Genomic DNA, 18,622 nt, shown 5'->3' on the forward strand with positions numbered 1-18,622 from the left:
TGATTAACCTTAAGTGATTAAAATAGAGGGACTAAAGGAGTATATATATGATCAATATCCTTATGATTGAAGATGATCCGGAATTTGCTGAACTCCTCAGTGAGTATCTGGCTCAATATGATATCAAAGTAACGAATTATGAAGATCCCTACCTGGGACTGAGTGCCGGTGTCAAAAAATACGATCTGGCTATCCTTGATCTTACCCTGCCGGGGATGGACGGGCTGGAAGTATGCGAGGAGATCAGACGCAAATATGATATCCCCATCATCATCTCCTCAGCCCGCTCCGATATCAATGACAAGGTAGATGCATTGGCTCTTGGTGCAGATGATTATCTGCCTAAACCGTATGACCCCAAAGAGATGTATGCACGTATCACCTCACTGCTTAGACGCTACTCAAAAAGCAAAGAGAGCGGGCAAAGCCTGCCTAAGAGTGATTTTGAGACAAAGGGTGATACGATCTATTTTCAGGGGCAGGCACTTTCACTCACCCCGGCTGAGTTTGAGGTCCTCTCTCTGCTTGTGAGACATCAGGGGATCACCCAGTCCAGAGAACAGATCATCAACGCTTCGGGAACCATGAGTATCGATTCTCAAGGCAAAAGTCTTGATGTGATCATCTCCAAGATACGGGCAAAACTGGGTGATCCCAAACGTATCCAGGCTGTACGCGGCGTAGGGTACAAACTCGTCTGATGACTTCACTACGCAATAAAATCAACCTGGTATTTTCTGTTACGTTTGTGCTGCTTGCCGCACTCTTTATGGCCTCTATCAAATATGATCAGAGTCAGTATCTGGAGCATACAGAGGCACAGGAACGGGAAATCGCCCACTATATTTATACCTATTATCTCCAAACCGGAAAAGTCGATGAGGCCTATCTCGATGCACAGAATATGTCTCTTATCACAGATAAAGGAATGCTTGTACAGATCGAAAGTTTTTTCAAGGAGAAAGGAAAGTACAAACGCTATGCCGTAGATACCTTTCGCCTGAAACGTATTCTACTGATCAACAATGACCGCTTCAAGCTGATCCTGGAAAATAAAAATAAAGCAAAGTTCCCGTTCAAAAGAGTAATTGTATTTACGATCGTATTTGTACTTATCCTCATACTCTATATGTGGATCATTCGAAGTCTAAGGCCTCTATCGGTACTCAAGAACAAGATCAAAACCTTTTCACAGGGTAACCTCAACATCTCTTGCAAAAGTGATAAGAATGATGAGATCGCCGAAGTGGCCAACGAGTTTGATCATGCTGTAGAGATGATACGGGAACTCCTGCAGTCACGTCAGCTCTTTCTGCGTGCCATAATGCATGAGCTTAAAACACCTATCGGAAAAGGGAGGCTTGTAAGTGAAATGCTGCCGGATGAAAAGAGTAAAGCACGTATGCACAGTATCTTTGAGAGGCTCAACCTGCTGATCGATGAGTTTGCAAAGATAGAGCAGATCACCTCAAAAAACTTTCAACTCTCTATCAAGCCCTACAAAGCCTCGGATCTGGTAGAAGCCAGTATCGATCTTTTGATGTTCGAAAACCCCAAGCAACACATCTCTACTGAGATCATCAAGGACTTTAAACTCGAAGTCGATTTTGAGATTTTCACACTGACGCTTAAAAACCTTTTGGACAACGGGATCAAATACAGTACGGATAAATATATCAAAGTGATCATCAACGAGGGAGATATCTCTATAGAAAACAGAGGAGAGATGTTGCAGGAACCGATAGAAAACTACTTCAAACCATTCCACGCCTCTAAAAAAGGCTTGGGACTTGGTCTCTATATCGTAAAAAGTATCCTGGATATACATAAGATGGGATTGACGTATGAACATAAGGAAGGGATCAATAGATTCACGGTCAAAGCATAACGCTTTGACTGCATAAAATTCTGGTTCTCCCGGCTAAGACTGGGGATAAAACGGTTTACTCAATCGTATCAGAAAGCATAAATGCAAGCTCAAGTGCCTGGGAAGCATTCAGTCTTGGATCACACTGTGTATGGTAACGGCTGGCAAGCCCTTCTTCTGTAATCGCACAAGAGGTACTTCCCGTACACTCTGTCACATCATTACCTGTCATTTCAAGGTGTATACCTGCACCTACGGTTCCCATCTCTTTATGGATGGCAAAGAACTGCTCTACTTCACTGAGGATATTGGCAAAGTCCCTTGTTTTAAATCCTGTTGAACTCTTTTCTACATTTCCATGCATCGGGTCACAAGACCATACAACATTTCTACCTTCATCTCTTACGCGCTTAAGAAGTTTCGGGAAATACTCACCTATCTTATCAGCACCCATACGAACGATCAGGTTCAGTCTTCCCTCTTCATTCTTCGGATTCAGTGCATCGATCAGCTCAATCAGCTCATCTTCACCCATGGTCGGTCCAACTTTACAACCGATAGGGTTTGCAACCCCTCTGAAGTACTCGATATGTGCTTCCTTGAGGTCTCTCGTTCTATCACCGATCCATAACATATGTGCTGAACAGTCATAATAGTCACCCGTCTCACTATCGAGTCTTGTCAATGCCTCTTCATAGTTCAGAAGCAGTGCTTCATGGGATGTATACATCACTGTCTGTTGCAGCTGAGGCATGATATCACTTGTCAGACCGCATGCAGACATAAACTTCATGGCACTGTCGATCTTGGTACTGAGTTCATCGTACTTTTGCCCAAGCGGATTGTCTTTGATAAAGTCCAGGTTCCACTGGTGCACTTTATTCAGGTCCGCCATTCCTCCTCTTGAAAACGCTCTAAGAAGGTTGAGTGTCGCAGCAGACTGGTTGTAGGCTTTGATCATATTGTGAGGATTTGGAATTCGTGCCTCTTCCGTGAACTCGATATTGTTAATGATATCACCACGGTATGAAGGAAGCTTTACGCCATCCAGCTCTTCAAAGTCGGCACTTCTCGGTTTTGCAAACTGCCCTGCAATACGCCCTACTTTTACAACCGGTTTTCCGGTCGAGTACATCAAGACCATATTCATCTGCAGCATGAGTTTAAAAAGGTTCTTGATCGTCTGTGCACTGAAGTCAGCAAAACTCTCGGCACAGTCTCCTCCCTGAAGTAAAAAGGCCTCTCCCCGTCCTGCTGCAGCAAGTTTCTCTTTAAGGTTTCTTGCTTCACCTGCAAAGATGAGCGGCGGATAAGAGCTTAGCTCTTTCTCTACAGCTTTAAGAGCCTCCTGGTCAGTATAGGTTGGTTGTTGCTTGATAGGAAATTCTCTCCAGCTACCCGGTGTCCAACTCATAGTCGTTCCTTTCTTCTAATGGTCCCTTTCTCAGGCACCCTGTAATAAATTGGATGATTATAGCTTATGCGTACCTCTAAAAACCTTAGAGTCCTAAGCAGCATTTTCAAAATATCATATTTTAAAGCGTTAGCGTAAAATTCGGGAGGATAAAGAATAAAAATTATAATTAAGACGATAATGTAACAAATTTAAAAAAATTAAAAATTATTTATTACTTTTTATAATTATTTAAGTTATTCACCTATGTGAATAAGTTGTGAATAACTCATATTAAATAATGGGGCCCGTGCTGGCGGGAATCAGAACTCATCACCTATTCACATCTACTTTTTAGCGATAAATGTGACAAAATTTGCCCACTGGAAGAGTGTTGAGACTTGACTGAATCCTGCTTTTTCACACATCTGGATATTCTCTTCTATGGTGAAAGGAATGAGCACATTTTCAAGTGCTTCACGCTTCTGCGCGATCTCATATTCACTGTACCCCTGCGCTTTTTTATAGCTGTAATAGATATCGATCAGTTGTTTATCAAGCTTCTTATCTTCAAATACCACTTTTTCAGAGAAGATAAATATCCCCTCCTCATTGAGCCCCTCATAGATCTTCTTCACCAATTCAGGACGCTGCATGGGACGGATAAACTGAAGGGTATAGTTGGAGACAATGATATCTTCTCCGCCAAATGGATAGGTAAGCATATCAGCAAGTTCCAGATCAATAGTGGCACCGAATGCCTGGCACTTCTGTCTGGCACGATCCAGCATTGCCTGGGAATTATCAATCCCTTTAAGGGACATCTTGGCAGTTAGCTTACTGTCAAGGTCAAGCAGAAATTTTGCCGTAGAGGAACCAAGATCAAGCAGACGTTTGCCCTCACCCTGTTCGGCCAGGACAACAGAGATGATCAGCGCTCTCACCTCATCATAAAAAGGTACCGAGCGGCCGAGCATATCATCAAACACCGAAGCCACGGCTTCATCAAATTCAAACTTCTTCTCTATCGGCTTATCAAATACTTTATCTTTCATCCTGTCTTTGTCTTCATTCTCTTTTTTAGCATTATACCCAATAGTGGAAGCAAACCATGTAAAGAAACTTTCAACTTTGTCATCGTTTCTTTAAAGGTAGAAATATTTTATTGATATTAAAGCTATATCCTATTAAAATATTCAGATGGAAGAGATCCGAGCCATGAGCATATTGATTGTCGATGACGATAGAACTACCATATCAATACTACATCATATGCTAAAACCCTATGCAGATGAAATCTATCTTGCATCAGACGGTATAGAAGGCTTATCCCACTACAAAACATATCACCCTGATCTTATTTTATCTGATATCAATATGCCGCGAATGAATGGCCTGCAGATGGTAGAAGAGATACGGAAAAAAGATGAGGATGTGAAGATTGCTATCTTCACCGACTTTGAAAAGCGGGATATCCTGCTTAAAGCGATCGAACTGGGGGTCAACCAGTTTCTCTCGAAGCCCTTTGAAGCGAAAAGTTTTTCCAAAACGATACAACAACTGCATCATGATATCGTGGAGAAAAGAGAAGCCCGTAATGAACTGCAACGGCAAGAAAACATTCTACATGCGATCAATGAAATGTCCTATAGTTTTTTACAGCAGCCCAACTGGATGGTAGCCGTCCATCAGGAGATGAAAAATCTCAAAGATGCGGCTAAGGCCTCTTGTATCTTCATTTATGAAAATGAACATGATAAAACCTGTTCTTCTGCCCATCAACTGCTTTATATTAACGATAATGAAAAAGCCAAAGGAAAGAAGAGTATTCACTACCGGAAGCACCATCTTATGCGATGGAAAAACAGACTGAAAAAAAATCAGTTGATCAATGGCAACAAGAACGATTATGACAAGTCAAAAACAAAACTTCTCAATATGTTCAAAATCAACTCCCTGCTGATACTTCCCATATTTGTGCAGGAGCAGTGGTGGGGGTTCCTGGGGATAGGAAACGGGCACTCCGAAGTACTTCAGGAGACCAATGTCGAGATGCTGGGTACCGCTGCCTCCATTGTCGGTTCCGCAATCCATAACAGCAATAACCGTACATCCCTGGAGATGTCTTCGGCTGTTTTCCAACATACGATGGATGGCGTTGTGATTACCGATGCAAAAAACAATATCGTCCAGATCAACGATGCCGCGCTCCAGATCACAGGGTACGATAGAGATACGATCCTTGGTAAAAACCCCAATATTCTCAAATCAGGTAACCATGAAAAGCAGTTCTATCAGAAGATGTGGCATCAATTACACGATGAGGGATGTTGGCAGGGGGAGGTCACCAACCGTAAAAAAAACGGGGAGGCCTACATCGCATGGCTCAGTATCAATACGATCAAAAATAACCAGGGAGAGATAGAAAACTTCATTGCTGTCTTCTCCGATGTTACACTGCACCGTAAAGATGCGCGTACGCAGGCTTATTTGGCCACACATGATCCGCTTACCGGGCTATCAAACAGAATTTTGCTCAATGACAGACTGGAGCATGCCATTGAACATGCGAAACGTTTTGAGAAACATATCGGACTCATCTTCTGTGACCTGGATAACTTCAAACCGATCAATGATACATACGGGCATACCGTAGGTGATGAGATCTTGAAACGCGTCAGCCACTATTTAAAAGATATTTTTAGAAAAGAGGATACCGTCTGTCGTTTTGGTGGAGATGAGTTTGTTATCCTGATCGAAGAACTTGAAAATTTTCAATACCTGGACAGTATACTCCAAAGGGTCAATCAGATTACCACGACCCCTTGTGTCATCAATGGAATACAGATCACGATAGGGATGAGTATCGGTGCTTCGATCTATCCTTATGACGGAACCGATTCCGATCGTTTGCTCGAAGCAGCCGATCAGGCAATGTACCGTGCAAAAAGAAGCGGTAAGAACCGCATTGAATATTCACAATCCAATCCCCAAGGGTATAGTCTCGACCATACGCCTCAGAATGAAATATTCAATTATATGATCTAAACGCTCCTGCTTCTCTCAAGGGCAAAACAACTCTGACCAACATCCTTTTCACTCTATAAATGCTTTTAAAAGAGTGTAGTAACGTTTATCATGGGAGATGGTATTGTGTCCTCTCCCCTCTATTACTTTAATCGTGATCTCCTTAGGAACAAACTTCTCAGCAAGCCTATAGGCGTGGCTTGGATTGATGACCTTATCCTCTTCGGCAATCACTATCAGTGTCTTTTTTGCACTGATCTTTTCCACATAATCCACACTGCGATAGCTCTCTCTCAATATCAGTGCCATAGGGAAAATAGGATACAGCTCTTGCGCAACACTCTGGATACTCTCATACGGTGTGATCAGCACCAGCTTTTCAACCTCTCTTTGTGAGGCCAGATAGACTGCGATCCCGGAGCCTAAACTTCGCCCGACAGCAGTGATCTCCCGATGATCCTTTTTGATCCTATCATAGAGATAGAGTGCATCATCAAATAATCCTGCCTGCGTCGGAGTACCGCTGCTGCCGCCGTATCCTCTATAGTTGACCAGATAGACGGTATGGTCAGGAAAACTTTCCGAAAAACCTTCACTGCTGTAAGCAACGGCTTCACCGTTCCCGCCAAAATATACAATGGCCTTTGGCTTTCCCTCATTCAGGGTGATCACCTTGATGGTTTCACCATCATGTGCAAAGGTTTTTTCGGGGAATGGGTGTTTTATCACCGGAGTCGGGTAGTAGATAAAACTGCTTTGAAAGATATAAAGCAGCAGAACACCGGCCATATAGATCAGCAAAAAAGAGCCAAGAAGCGTCAAAAAGAGCTGCTTCATCCCAATAGCACTTTTGCTTCTTCAATATCCGCATCAATCTGTATTTTCAACGCTTCAAAGCTCTCAAACCGTTTATTGATCCGGATAAGATCCAAAAACATAAGCGATACACTGCTGTGTATCTTCTCGATCTGCTGATCAAGGATATGTGTCTCAACCGCAAAGTTTCCGTCTGTCGTCACACGGTTTCCCACAAAACTGACCGAATCATGCCATACATCCCCCAGTTTTGTACGGGTGGCATAGACCCCTTCAAGAGGGAGTTGATAATGATCAATCGAGAGATTCAGCGTGGGAACAAAAGACTTTTTGCCAATCCCCTGCCCTCTGATCACCTCTCCTTCAACCTCATAGCTTCTTCCCAGAAGTGCATTGGCCATAGAGACTCTCCCCTCTCTGAGGTACTGCTTGATCGTACGGGAGTGTACAGGAATCCCCTCATGGGAGACCTGATCCACGACTGTTACTTCACCGCTGAAAAGCTCTTTTAGGCGTACGGCATTCCCCGATTTTCCCTTTCCGAAATGAAAATCATACCCCACAACGATCTTTTCAAGCAGAGGAAAATCCTCCAGGAGTCTTGCCACAAATGCTTCAGGAGTTAATCCCTTGATCTTATCAAAGTGGTAAAAACAACAGAGCTTATCGGTATAGCAGCTGCGCTTATACCCCGGGGTCAGATAACCGCCGTTTCTCTCAATGATCACGACCGCATCCACCTGCGCTATCAGTGTCCGGTGTCCTTTATGAATACCGTCAAACGACCCGATAGCGATGGACTTGATCTGGTTGGTCAAGTGCACTGCTTTTGCTCCGGTTTGACAAAATGATAGAGATACTCCTGGTTGCCTGACTTGCCAGCTACCGCTGAAGCGGTCTGATACTTCTCTTCCCATCCAAGATTCGTGGCATAAGCCTCAAACTCCTCTTTTCTCTTACGGATCGCATCACTGTCCTGCACAACCCCTTTGCTGTCGCGCTTCACTTCACGGCCTACTTCAAACTGCGGTTTGTATAGGATGATGATATCTCTACTGCTTAATCTGTCGATAGCATCAATGATCTGTAGAATGGAGATAAAGGAGACATCGCAGGTGACTACCTCAAAGGCCGTCTCATCATCAAAGTCACGGATATCCGTCTCTTCATGCAGAGAGAGTCTTCTATCACTTCTCAATGAGATATGCAGCTGATCACTTCCCACATCTACACAGGTCAGTGACCCCACACCGTTTTCGAGCAGTATCTGGGCAAATCCTCCCGTACTGGAACCGATATCCAATGCTCTTTTACCCTCAAGTTCCATCGGATAGCTCTCCAGAAAGCTTTCAAGTTTTCTGGCTGCACGGCTCACATAGAACTTTTCATCTTCAACATCCACCTGACTCTCAGGCGTGATCTTCTGTGAAGCCTTGGCCTTCTTGCCATCCACAGTCACCTTGCCTGCTTTGATCGCATCCAATGCACGGTTACGACTCTCGAAATATCCCTCTTCAACGAGGTATTTATCTAATCTCATGATTCTTTTCTTTTTTTCAAAATTTTTTAACTCAAAAGTAAAATATCGGTTATTATATCATTCAAACAGATAAACCCTCGAGATATAGCGCGCTTTTATCCTCTTTTGATACCAAAGAGCGACACGGCCGCAAAGGCAAGCAGACATCCTACAATCGTCGACATTGCGATCTGCTCATCAAAAACAATCCAACTCGATACGATAGCCCCAACCGGGACAATGAACATAAACACACCGGTATTGTGTGCGCCTATCTTCCCTGCAGAGATAAAGTAGAGCGCTGTACTGAATGTCCCGGGAAACAATCCGATAAAGATCATCGTCCACCAAAATGTACTGTCGTAAGAACCAACATCAAAGGGGTGATACGGAAGTGCAAAAAGCATATTGGTCAATCCTGCGACACCAAACACCACCGTTGTATAAAACATCGGGTGGGCTCTATGCGATGCTTTTTGTGCAAAGATCGTAACCACTGCCCATACAATGGCACACCCCAGGAAGTAGATGCTCTCCAGCGTTAAAAATCCCAACCCCTCATAGGGAACCCTAAGCAGTATCAACGCACCCGCTATCCCCAGAGTAAGCGCAACGATCTGCCAGAAGGCTACGGCAACACCCAAAAATGCAATGGAGATTAGATAAGTTACAATCGGAGAGAGTGCCGTTACCATCGTTCCGCCGTATCCTGCCTCTCCATGCACAAGCCCGGCAAAGAAAAGGTAGTTGAAAAGAGCGGTCAAAAGCCCCGCAGCAATCATATAAAATACCCCTTTGAGATCTGTTTTGAATGGAATCTTCATCATCCAGATCACGGGAAGGATACTTAAAAACGAGATGGCATAACGCCAGAAACCCGCCACCTGCGGAGTCGCATGTGCTGCAGCCATCTTCCCTGCGGTCCAGGCCATCCCCCACAACAGCATTGCAACGATCATACCGATCAGATAACGGGTACTATTTTGACTCTTGGGCATCACGGTTCCTGAATTTTTTCGCAATTATAATGCAAAAAACCTGCTAGATGTTTAAGTACCGAAACATTTATGTGTGATCACTCTTTTTAGCAGATCATCCAACCTAAATGGCTATTCCATTTTTAGATGATACTCCTTAGAGCATCGCTTTCATCTCATCCTCGGTCAGCGTTGCCACGCCAAGACTCTCAGCTTTTGTCAGCTTGCTTCCTGCATCCTCACCGTAGATCACATAGTCGGTCTTCTTGCTGACTGAACCGCTTACCTTTGCGCCGAGACTTTCCAGCATCTCTTTGATCTTTCCGCGGCTCTCGCTCATCGTTCCTGTCAGGACAACCGTCTTACCCTTGAACGGGTTTTCTTCCGCTTCTACTTTCTCTTCCACGGTCGGCTGGATCGTCTTAAAGAGCTCCAATACAAAGTCATGATTCACCCGCATAAACTCCAACAGCGAGTTGGCCATCTCTTCTCCGATGCCGTCTATCGCAATAATCTGATCCAGTGTCACCTCAGTGATACCCAACCCGAACTCCAGTGCCAATGCCTTACTCGCCACCTCACCGATATGCTCGATCCCCATCGCATTGATCAGTCGGTAGAGCGGTACCCCTTTGGTCGCCTGGATCGCATTGATAAGGTTGTTGATACGCTTCTCTTTAAACCCTTCAAGATGTGCCAGCTCTTCGTACTTGATAGAGTAGAGATCGAGAATATCCTTGATGATCCCCTCTTTTACCAGCAGCTCTACGATCTTGCTTCCCAACCCATCGATATTCATACACCCTTTGCGCGCAAAGTGGATGATAGAGTTGATCACACGGTCCGAACAGTGAAGGTTCTGGCACTTGATCAATGCCCCTTCATCAAGCAGCTCACTCCCGCAGGTCGGACATACGGTAGGACGTGTCACCTTCTCTTCTGATCCGTCTCTACGGTCTTCCAGTACCTTGATGATCTTCGGGATCACATCTCCACTTCGGATAATGATCACACTGTCACCGATATGGATATCCTTACGCTCGATCTCATCAAAGTTATGGAGCGTAGCACGGCTGACCATCGCCCCTTCGATATTGACCGGTTCGATCTCTGCTACCGGGGTCACTACACCCGTACGGCCAACCTGAAGGGTAATGGCATTGATCTTGGTCACCTTCTCGATCGCCGGGAACTTGTAGGCACACATCCACTTGGGAAACTTCACGGTATATCCGAGATCCTCCTGTTTCTCCACCTCATCGACTTTGAGAACCATCCCGTCCATCATCATCGGTATCTCATCACGTTTGGCGATCAGCATCCGGTAAAATGCCTCTATCTCTTCGATCCCCTGACAATCCTGGGCAAACGGCGGCTCCAAAAAACCTAGAGAGTAGACATACGCCATCTTCTCTGACAGTTTACGATGATCCAGGGCGTTTTCTCCCAATCCCCAGGGATAGAAGACCAGTCTACGTTTAGCCGTGATAGAGCTGTCAAGCTGTCTCAAGCTTCCCGCTGCGGCATTACGAGGATTGGCAAAGAGGCTCTCCCCCGCTTCCAGACGCTCTGCATTGATCTTCTCAAAGTCATCTTTACGGATCACCACTTCACCGCGTATCTCGATCAGCCCCTCATAGTCGATCGTAAGCGGGACGGACCGGATCGTACGGACGTTATCTGTCACCTCTTCTCCGATCACACCGTCTCCACGTGTAATCGCACGGACAAGCTTCCCTCCTTCATAGAGCAAATTCATACTTGCCCCGTCAAACTTGGGTTCACAGAAGTACTCGCACGCTCCTATATTCTTCTCCACACGCTCCAGCCACTCTACGACCTCATCACGATCGAAGACATCCTCCATACTCCACATACGCTTGATATGCTTTGCCTTGCTGAACTCCTCACGGATGACCCCTCCTACACGTTTTGTCGGCGAGTCCTCCGCTACTTCGTCCGGATGTGCATTCTCGTAGTCCAATACTTCATGATAGAGTCTGTCATACTCCTCATCACTGGCGACAGGATTATCCTCTACATAGTAGGCGTATGCCCATTTTTTTAATTGTTCTACTTTTTGCTTATACGTTTCGTTTGTCATATCTCTCTTATTGCCTCTAAAACTTTGATTGCCTGATTATGTTCCGCTACATCATGACAGCGTACGATACTCGCGCCGTTCTCCACTGCTTTGAGGTGGATCGCCAGTGTCCCAGGCAGTCTCTCCTCTGTCGGTGTCGGTATGATCTTATGGATCATTGACTTCCTGCTCGCCCCTATCAGCACTTCGCAGCCAAAGTGGGTAAAGTGATGCATATTTTTCAGGAGTGTGAGGTTGTGTTCCAGGCTCTTTCCGAACCCGATACCTACATCAAGGATGATCTGCTCACGGCTCACTCCCATCGCTTCACACTTGGCGATACGCGCTTCAAAAAAAGCACTGACCTCTGCGGTTACATCCTCATAGCAGGGCTCTTTCTGCATTGTTTGCGGCGTACCCTGCATATGCATGATACAGAGCTTAGCCTTGTATTTCACAGCAAGTTTGATGATCTCATCATCACTGGCACCGGTGATATCGTTGATCAGACCAAATCCGCTTTTCAGGGTATACTCCACAACACTTGGCATATAGCTGTCGATACTGAAGAGCGCTTTTTCATAGAGTTTTTGCTCGCGTATCGCATCGCAGATCGGTTTGACGCGTTCCAGCTCCTCTTCGGCACTTACCTCCTTGGAACCTGGGCGGGAAGAGACTGCCCCGATATCGATGATCTCCGCACCGTCTGCTATCATCTTTTCACACTGAACGATGGCATCACCCGCTACAAATCTGCTTCCCTCAAAAAAACTGTCATCATTGGCATTTATGATCCCCATGATACGTGTCGGGTAGGTTTTGTTGGAGAGGAACTTCTTCAGTTCACCTGCCAGTGCTTTCAGCCCGAAAGGCTGGGCAAGCTCTTTTCGCGAGAGTATCTCGATATGCTTTTTCGTGCCTATCAGGATACAGTCATAGGTGGGTTTCTCGCAGAGTATCACGCCGCCGGGTACCGCCAACTCTGCACCGATACTCAACGCATCCTGTTTCAGGATATTGGCTGCCGGGGTTTTAAGATCTTTAATGTAGAAGTGCATCAACTCCATCTTCTTCGCCATAATGGAGGCACCCCCACTCTCTACGCCCAACTTTTTAAGGGCGGCTTCTTTATCTTTAATTTCACCAAGTTTATAGATTTGCATACGTATGATCTCCTGTCAATAGCTTGCTTTTCTCTAAAAGCATACCGCAACTCTTCACTCTTCACTATTAATTATTCACTTTCAATGCAGCGCATTGAATCGTTTTAGCGCTTTTTCTTTGCCAGCAGCTTCAAAAGCAGTGTATTGAGCACAAATGAAGGCGGCGATCCCATATCAAGTGCCACAAAGGCATTGGAGAAGAGATTCAGTGTCTTCTCATCAAGATTGAACTTCTCAGAACGCATAGCTTCTTTGGAAATCCCCTCTACGATCTTTTTCATCTCATTCGCAGCGGTGCGTTTATGCTCCTGTACAAACGGATAGACGGTTTCCAGGGAGAGCTGCGAAACATCCAACCCCAACGCTTCATGTGAAGCGGTATCACTGAGGACATGAATCGGCAGGCGTGAACGTATCGTGGCAAGTATCGTGGCCTTGCTTGGGGTGATCAGGATAAACTCTTTATTTGGCGGAGGCTCTTCGATCACTTTGAGTAGTTTATTTTGTACGACAGGGCTGAAAAGACGTGCTGCGAGGATAATGACGGTGATCTCTTCACTGGCCAGATAGGCTTTCTCTATAGCCAGTGCTGCATCCTCTACCAGGAAGTTATCCTCTTTGACGATCTTGACAATACGCTCATCGCTCTGCAGCGCTTCAAGCGCTTTGATCGTCTCTTCGATCTGAGAAGTGATCAATACCTGGCTGGTGAGTTCTAATCTGCTCATAACTCTATATCTAGATCACCGAAAAGTGCCGCTGAAAGCGTTTCGTCAAACAGTCTGTAAAGCTGTAGAAGCTTGATATCCAAAAGCGGATCGGAACTGCGAAGATGGAAACTGTTTTGTGCCTCTTCATCCATCAACCACAAAAAATTGTCGTCATTTCTATAGGCGACCTTGGTAGCAGCGTGGTCACCTTTTCCGATATACCAGATATAGTACCCGTTGGGATAGGAGATATCCAACATATCTTCCAGAAGCTGGATATCCTCTTTTGACTTCACAGTATAGAGATGGGGGAAACACCCGCCAAGTGGATAGAACGGTAAAAGAGGACGGTGTTTTTCAAGGTCATTGACCTTTTGGAGTATATACTTTCCAAACCATTGGCGGGACTCATCGGTCATCACCAATACGGTTTTACCTTCCAATATCTGAGATACTGCACTGTTGACAAGAGGAGCCCATGCAAAACGGTGCTCTTCCATCCATGAGAAAGCACTCTCTTTCTCCCGGATTGTGTCCAGTGTCCACTTTAAGAGCTTTTGCACGGGATTACTTATCTAACCCGTAGGTTTCGTGTAGTGCACGGATCGCCAGTTCACCGTACTTTTCATTGATCACCATAGAGATCTTTATCTCAGAGGTTGAGATCATCTGGATATTGATATTGTTGTCAGCCATTGTTGCAAATGCTTTTGCAGCCACACCTGAGTGGGATTTCATCCCTACACCGACGATCGACACTTTGCAGATATTCTCATCAAAGTCCATCCCTTTGATATCATGGTCAAACTTTTCGATCACCGATTTTGCATTTTCAAGTTCACTCTGAGGAACCGTGAAACCGAGGTTCGTCTCTCCGTCTGCAGCAGCCATATTCTGGATGATCATATCTACATTGATATTGTTATCCGCCAACATCGTAAAGATCTCAGCTGCAATGCCAGGCTTGTCTGATACACCTCTCAGTGTTACTCTTGCCTGATTTCTGTCCAATACAACACCACTTACCAATACTGCTTCCATATTTTCACTCTCCTCTGCTATCAATGTACCTTCATTGTCACTAAAACTGCTCTTTGCATAGAGCTTCACATTCAATTTTTTCGCCAACTCTACAGAACGGTTCTGCAATACCTTCGCGCCCAAACTCGCAAGCTCCAGCATCTCATCATATGAGATCACATCCAGTTTCTTTGCTTTCGGTTCAATACGCGGATCGGTCGTATAGATACCGTCTACATCCGAGTAGATCTCACACTGGTCTGCCCCGATCGCACCTGCGATCGCTACAGCAGAGAGATCCGAACCGCCACGTCCGAGTGTAGAGACATTACCCTCTTTGGTAATCCCCTGGAACCCTGCAACGATCACTATCTTTCCTTCAGCGATCGCATTTTTCATCGGTGTAGGGTCGATCTCTTCGATACGTGCATAGGTATGGACATCATCCGTCACTATCCCTGCCTGTCTTCCCGTCATTGCCACCGCATCATAGCCTTGTGCCTGCAGTGCGATCGAAAGGAGTGCAGCGGTCACTCTCTCTCCCGAGCTCAGCAGCATATCCATCTCTTTTTTTGCAGGCTTACTGCTGAAGTGCTCTGCATATCCTACCAGCTTGTTGGTCTCACCGCTCATCGCCGAAACAACGATTACCAGATCATGCCCTTCTTTACGTGCCTTGATCACACGGGACGCTACATTTTCAATACGGTCCAAACCGCCAACACTAGTTCCACCATACTTATGGACGATTAACATCTTTTACCTTTTTCAAATTTTAAATTAAACCCTCTTCTTTAAAGTAGTCGATCACTCTGCGATAGACTTTACGTTTAAAATAGGTCACCTTCTTAAACACATCTTCATATGCAACAAAGTCATACTCTTCAAATTCCGGGATATCATATGCGTTCAGATCGATCGTTGCACCCTCTTTGAGACGCACCAGAAAGTATTTTTGGGTCTGTCCGTCATACGGATAGACTTTCCTGCTTCTGGCTGAATCGGGGAAATCATAGGTGATCCACTCGGGGAACTCTCCCAGCACCTCAACTTCAGCACACCCTATCTCTTCAAGCAACTCCCTGTGCAAAGCATCATAAGGAGTCTCTCCGTCATCGATACCCCCCTGCGGAAATTGCCAAACATTTTTAATATCACTTCGATGTGCGATAAAAAATTCGCACTTTTCTGGATAATTTGAGGAGAGTATGACTGCTGCAACATTTGGGCGATATCGCTTTTTTGTCTGCATCTTCTCATCCACAATTTAACTTAAATAAATTTTTCTGATAAAATTTTATCTAAAATAGAGTTATATTCAGTTTTGAAAAGACTCCAAAAGGTGTAATTTGCTTGCTTATCTTCACATCCCCTATTGTGACTCAAAATGTCACTACTGCAGTTTCAACTCCTACGTGGATAAGTTTGATACCAGAAAAGCATATATGCAGGCGCTTCACAGACAATTGGCGTTTGAACTTGAACGTTTTGACGCAAAAAAAGCGTCCATAGAGACACTCTTCATAGGAGGCGGTACCCCCTCTACCGTAGCACACGAACTCTATGAACCGATCTTCGCACTCCTGAAACCCTACCTGAGAAAGGATGCAGAGATCACTACTGAAGCCAATCCCAACTCTGCAACAAAAGCGTGGCTTAAGGGTATGCAGGAACTGGGGATCAACAGGGTGAGCTTCGGAGTACAGAGCTTCGATGCACAAAAGCTCAAAGCGCTCAACCGGGCCCATACTCCCCATCAGGCAAAAGAGGCGATCACCCATGCGCATGAACTTGGGATCGAACACCTCTCACTGGACCTGATCTACAACTACCAAGGTGATACCAAAGCCCTGCTTCACTCCGATATAGCACAGGCTTTTGCACTTCCCATCGATCATATCTCTGCCTATGAACTGACGATCGAGGACGGTACCAAGTTCACGCAAACACCCGAAGTCAGACAGGAGAATGAGATGCTGGCATTTTTTGTTGCCGAAGAGATCAAAAAACGGGGTTTCTCACATTATGAGATCTCAAACTTCGGACGTTACCAAAGCAGACACAACAAAGGGTACTGGGAACTCAAAGACTATATCGGTGCAGGTGCAGGTGCCGTCGGTTTTCTCAAAGAGCGCCGCTTCTATCCGCAACAGGATATCCAGGCCTATATCACTCAGCCTCTACAGATCAGTGAAGAAGCACTTAGCGCTGATGATCTTTTGACCGAAAAGCTCTTCCTGGGTCTGCGCAGCAATATAGGCATAGAGACGTCACTGCTGGATGCGTCAATGACAAAAAAGGCAACTACCCTTGTGAAGGAAAATAAATTACGTCTTGAGGGGAGCCGTTACTTTAATGAGAATTACTTTTTGAGTGATGAACTGGCACTCTATATTTTAGGATAATTGGTTAAAATACAACAATTAAAAAAGAAGGCATTTTATGTTTGGAATCGGATTTACTGAGTTAGTCCTTATCGCTATCGTTGCCATCCTCTTTCTGGGGCCTGACAAATTACCTCAGGCAATGGTGGAGATAGCAAAATTTATCAAAAGTGTAAAACAGACGGTAGGTGAGGCAAAAAGTTCACTCGAAGAGGAGATGAAGATCGCTGACCTCAAAGATGAAGCAATGAATTACAAAAAACAGCTGACCGATGCCACGGATGAGCTCAAAGGCTTTAAGAACCTGAGCCTGGAGGACTTCGGTGAAGATTTTGTTGCGGATAAAGAGGCTTCAGAGATGACAGCGGCACAAAGACACAGACAACAGATTGAAGCACAGGCAAAAAATGCGGCATCAAAGAGTGATGAAGGGATCGCTACACCGGTCGAACCGAAACAGGAGCACACGCAGATAAAAAAGAAGCCGACGAAAAAACCGGACCCTTATGCGCAGGCAGACAGAACACCAAGAAGTTCTGAGAGTGAAGAGAAAAAAGATAAAAGTGAGGATGCTTAATGTTTGAAGATCTCCGTCCGCATTTAGTAGAGCTCCGCAAACGCCTCGGGCTTTCGGTTATCTCTCTTTTTATCATGTTTGCGATCGCATTTACTTTCCACAAATACATTCTTGCATGGGTTACCCAGCCGCTGAATGACGCACTGACCCAGGTCGGTCTGGTGATAGAGAGCAAAAGTACCTCTGAGTGGAAGATACAGCATGACGGCAATGCGACTGAAGTGCAGATTAAAACGCCTGAGTATCAGCCGGAGAGTGCCCAGGCCTATGCACAGGAGGCTTCCCGGTCAGCAGAGAGCCTTCATGAGGACCTAAGCCAGGCCTCTGAGGTGGCAACCAAGCAGAGCAACCCGGAGCTTGCTGCACTTCTCAAGGATGCAGCCACTTCAGCGAAGGAAACAGCTGCGGCAACAGCCAAGCTTATTACGCTCCTGGATGATGTCAACCACTCTGTAGAGAATGCTTCCAAGAAGACCTTTGAAGGGATGGTAACGACACACCAGATCGGAGGGGTTTTCTTCGTAGCACTGAAAGTCTCCTTCTTCGCTGCGATCCTCGGGGCATTGCCGTTCATCCTTTACCAGCTCTGGCTCTTTGTCTCTCCGGGACTCTATGCCAATGAGAAGAAGATGATCATTCCGTTTGTTGTCGGAGGATCGCTCATGTTCTTTATCGGTGTACTCTTTGCCTACTATGTGGTCACACCGTTCGGATTCCAGTTCCTGATCACTTTCGGTTCATTCCTCTATACACCGCTGATCAACATCGAAGACTATGTAGGCTTCTTTGCCAAGATCATGATAGGGTTCGGTATTGCCTTTGAACTTCCTGTATTTGCCTACTTCCTGGCACTGCTCGGTCTTGTGACAGACAAAACGCTCAAGGATTTTTTCAAATATGCAATCCTTATCATTTTCGTTCTGGCTGCCCTGCTTACACCGCCGGATGTCTTGACACAGCTTCTGATGGCATTCCCGCTTATCCTGCTTTACGGTGTCTCCATTCTCATCGTACGTATGGTGAATCCGCATAAAGAAGAGGATGAGGATGAGGAAGAAGAAGTAACAGAGCGTAAGGACAGTTAAT

18 protein-coding genes are annotated in these 18,622 nt (G+C 45.3%); 6 read left to right on the top strand and 12 right to left on the bottom strand.

From position 1 onward, the window contains the following. Positions 1-47 precede the first annotated feature (47 nt). A complete protein-coding gene (locus tag AC4JOV_RS10680) occupies positions 48-701 on the top strand; it encodes a response regulator transcription factor (protein WP_229937603.1) in 654 nt (217 codons plus the stop codon). Then, the gene (locus tag AC4JOV_RS10685) at positions 701-1,888 is read left to right on the top strand and encodes an ArsS family sensor histidine kinase (protein ID WP_229937602.1); all 1,188 of its coding nucleotides are present in this window, start codon (positions 701-703) and stop codon (positions 1,886-1,888) included. Before AC4JOV_RS10680 ends, AC4JOV_RS10685 begins: the two co-directional genes overlap by 1 nt. Before the next feature lie 55 nt (positions 1,889-1,943). Here AC4JOV_RS10685 and AC4JOV_RS10690 read toward each other — a convergent pair whose 3' ends face one another. Further along, on the bottom strand, positions 1,944-3,281 hold the full coding sequence (locus tag AC4JOV_RS10690; RefSeq protein WP_229937601.1) for a class II 3-deoxy-7-phosphoheptulonate synthase: 1,338 nt from the start codon (positions 3,279-3,281) through the stop codon (positions 1,944-1,946). Positions 3,282-3,607: 326 nt separating this feature from the next. Beyond that, a complete protein-coding gene (gene cmoA / locus AC4JOV_RS10695) occupies positions 3,608-4,315 on the bottom strand; it encodes a carboxy-S-adenosyl-L-methionine synthase CmoA (protein ID WP_229937600.1) in 708 nt (235 codons plus the stop codon). Positions 4,316-4,460: 145 nt separating this feature from the next. Here cmoA and AC4JOV_RS10700 point away from each other — a divergent pair, with 145 nt between their 5' ends. Next, positions 4,461-6,308 (top strand): diguanylate cyclase domain-containing protein, encoded by a 1,848-nt coding sequence (locus AC4JOV_RS10700; RefSeq protein ID WP_491522152.1) that lies wholly within the window; start codon positions 4,461-4,463, stop codon positions 6,306-6,308. 48 nt (positions 6,309-6,356) lie between these two features. Here the strand turns inward: AC4JOV_RS10700 and AC4JOV_RS10705 are convergent, their stop codons facing one another. From AC4JOV_RS10705 to AC4JOV_RS10750, 10 genes are all read right to left on the bottom strand, one after another. Then, positions 6,357-7,124 carry an alpha/beta hydrolase gene (locus tag AC4JOV_RS10705; protein ID WP_229937598.1) on the bottom strand — a complete coding sequence of 256 codons (768 nt, stop codon included), beginning with the start codon at positions 7,122-7,124 and terminating at the stop codon, positions 6,357-6,359. Further along, the gene (locus AC4JOV_RS10710; RefSeq protein WP_229937597.1) at positions 7,121-7,927 is read right to left on the bottom strand and encodes a bifunctional riboflavin kinase/FAD synthetase; all 807 of its coding nucleotides are present in this window, start codon (positions 7,925-7,927) and stop codon (positions 7,121-7,123) included. Before AC4JOV_RS10710 ends, AC4JOV_RS10705 begins: the two co-directional genes overlap by 4 nt. Beyond that, a complete protein-coding gene (gene tlyA, locus AC4JOV_RS10715) occupies positions 7,918-8,643 on the bottom strand; it encodes a 23S rRNA (cytidine-2'-O)-methyltransferase TlyA (RefSeq protein WP_229937596.1) in 726 nt (241 codons plus the stop codon). The genes AC4JOV_RS10710 and tlyA overlap by 10 nt, the downstream gene beginning before the upstream one ends. A gap of 95 nt (positions 8,644-8,738) precedes the next feature. Beyond that, positions 8,739-9,620 (bottom strand): DMT family transporter, encoded by an 882-nt coding sequence (locus AC4JOV_RS10720; RefSeq protein WP_229937595.1) that lies wholly within the window; start codon positions 9,618-9,620, stop codon positions 8,739-8,741. Positions 9,621-9,756: 136 nt separating this feature from the next. Further along, entirely contained in the window at positions 9,757-11,703 is a 1,947-nt protein-coding gene (gene ligA / locus AC4JOV_RS10725; RefSeq protein ID WP_229937594.1) for an NAD-dependent DNA ligase LigA, read from the bottom strand. Then, positions 11,700-12,845: a dihydropteroate synthase gene (folP, locus tag AC4JOV_RS10730; protein WP_229937593.1), complete on the bottom strand. Its 1,146-nt coding sequence runs from the start codon at positions 12,843-12,845 to the stop codon at positions 11,700-11,702. The genes ligA and folP overlap by 4 nt, the downstream gene beginning before the upstream one ends. 104 nt (positions 12,846-12,949) lie before the next feature. Beyond that, positions 12,950-13,573, bottom strand: coding sequence for a DNA polymerase III subunit delta' (locus AC4JOV_RS10735; RefSeq protein ID WP_229937592.1), 624 nt, complete (start codon positions 13,571-13,573; stop codon positions 12,950-12,952). Then, on the bottom strand, positions 13,570-14,118 hold the full coding sequence (locus AC4JOV_RS10740; RefSeq protein ID WP_229937591.1) for a HobA family DNA replication regulator: 549 nt from the start codon (positions 14,116-14,118) through the stop codon (positions 13,570-13,572). Before AC4JOV_RS10740 ends, AC4JOV_RS10735 begins: the two co-directional genes overlap by 4 nt. Positions 14,119-14,122: 4 nt before the next feature. After that, a complete protein-coding gene (locus tag AC4JOV_RS10745; RefSeq protein ID WP_229937590.1) occupies positions 14,123-15,331 on the bottom strand; it encodes an aspartate kinase in 1,209 nt (402 codons plus the stop codon). A 19-nt stretch (positions 15,332-15,350) separates the two neighbouring features. Beyond that, positions 15,351-15,827, bottom strand: coding sequence for an RNA pyrophosphohydrolase (locus tag AC4JOV_RS10750; protein WP_229937589.1), 477 nt, complete (start codon positions 15,825-15,827; stop codon positions 15,351-15,353). Between the two features lie 97 nt (positions 15,828-15,924). Between AC4JOV_RS10750 and hemW the strand changes: the two genes are divergently transcribed. Genes hemW through tatC form a run of 3 tightly spaced genes read left to right on the top strand, consistent with a single transcriptional unit; the run spans position 15,925 to position 18,621 of the window. After that, positions 15,925-16,980, top strand: coding sequence for a radical SAM family heme chaperone HemW (hemW, locus tag AC4JOV_RS10755; protein ID WP_229937588.1), 1,056 nt, complete (start codon positions 15,925-15,927; stop codon positions 16,978-16,980). Between the two features lie 37 nt (positions 16,981-17,017). After that, a complete protein-coding gene (gene tatB, locus AC4JOV_RS10760) occupies positions 17,018-17,536 on the top strand; it encodes a Sec-independent protein translocase protein TatB (protein ID WP_229937587.1) in 519 nt (172 codons plus the stop codon). After that, the gene (gene tatC / locus AC4JOV_RS10765; protein ID WP_256444106.1) at positions 17,536-18,621 is read left to right on the top strand and encodes a twin-arginine translocase subunit TatC; all 1,086 of its coding nucleotides are present in this window, start codon (positions 17,536-17,538) and stop codon (positions 18,619-18,621) included. The genes tatB and tatC overlap by 1 nt, the downstream gene beginning before the upstream one ends. Position 18,622 lies beyond the last annotated feature (1 nt).

The organism is Sulfurovum sp. MH2-6, from assembly GCF_058374785.1.

What these genes read in the sequence shown, in the direction of transcription:
- AC4JOV_RS10680 (WP_229937603.1), top strand. Translation starts at nt 48, where the DNA reads ATGATCAATATCCTTATGATTGAAGATGATCCGGAATTTGCTGAACTC.
- AC4JOV_RS10685 (WP_229937602.1), top strand. Translation starts at nt 701, where the DNA reads ATGACTTCACTACGCAATAAAATCAACCTGGTATTTTCTGTTACGTTT.
- AC4JOV_RS10690 (WP_229937601.1), bottom strand. Translation starts at nt 3,281, where the DNA reads ATGAGTTGGACACCGGGTAGCTGGAGAGAATTTCCTATCAAGCAACAA.
- cmoA (WP_229937600.1), bottom strand. Translation starts at nt 4,315, where the DNA reads ATGAAAGATAAAGTATTTGATAAGCCGATAGAGAAGAAGTTTGAATTT.
- AC4JOV_RS10700 (WP_491522152.1), top strand. Translation starts at nt 4,461, where the DNA reads ATGGAAGAGATCCGAGCCATGAGCATATTGATTGTCGATGACGATAGA.
- AC4JOV_RS10705 (WP_229937598.1), bottom strand. Translation starts at nt 7,124, where the DNA reads ATGAAGCAGCTCTTTTTGACGCTTCTTGGCTCTTTTTTGCTGATCTAT.
- tlyA (WP_229937596.1), bottom strand. Translation starts at nt 8,643, where the DNA reads ATGAGATTAGATAAATACCTCGTTGAAGAGGGATATTTCGAGAGTCGT.
- AC4JOV_RS10720 (WP_229937595.1), bottom strand. Translation starts at nt 9,620, where the DNA reads ATGCCCAAGAGTCAAAATAGTACCCGTTATCTGATCGGTATGATCGTT.
- ligA (WP_229937594.1), bottom strand. Translation starts at nt 11,703, where the DNA reads ATGACAAACGAAACGTATAAGCAAAAAGTAGAACAATTAAAAAAATGG.
- folP (WP_229937593.1), bottom strand. Translation starts at nt 12,845, where the DNA reads ATGCAAATCTATAAACTTGGTGAAATTAAAGATAAAGAAGCCGCCCTT.
- AC4JOV_RS10735 (WP_229937592.1), bottom strand. Translation starts at nt 13,573, where the DNA reads ATGAGCAGATTAGAACTCACCAGCCAGGTATTGATCACTTCTCAGATC.
- AC4JOV_RS10745 (WP_229937590.1), bottom strand. Translation starts at nt 15,331, where the DNA reads ATGTTAATCGTCCATAAGTATGGTGGAACTAGTGTTGGCGGTTTGGAC.
- AC4JOV_RS10750 (WP_229937589.1), bottom strand. Translation starts at nt 15,827, where the DNA reads ATGCAGACAAAAAAGCGATATCGCCCAAATGTTGCAGCAGTCATACTC.
- tatB (WP_229937587.1), top strand. Translation starts at nt 17,018, where the DNA reads ATGTTTGGAATCGGATTTACTGAGTTAGTCCTTATCGCTATCGTTGCC.
- tatC (WP_256444106.1), top strand. Translation starts at nt 17,536, where the DNA reads ATGTTTGAAGATCTCCGTCCGCATTTAGTAGAGCTCCGCAAACGCCTC.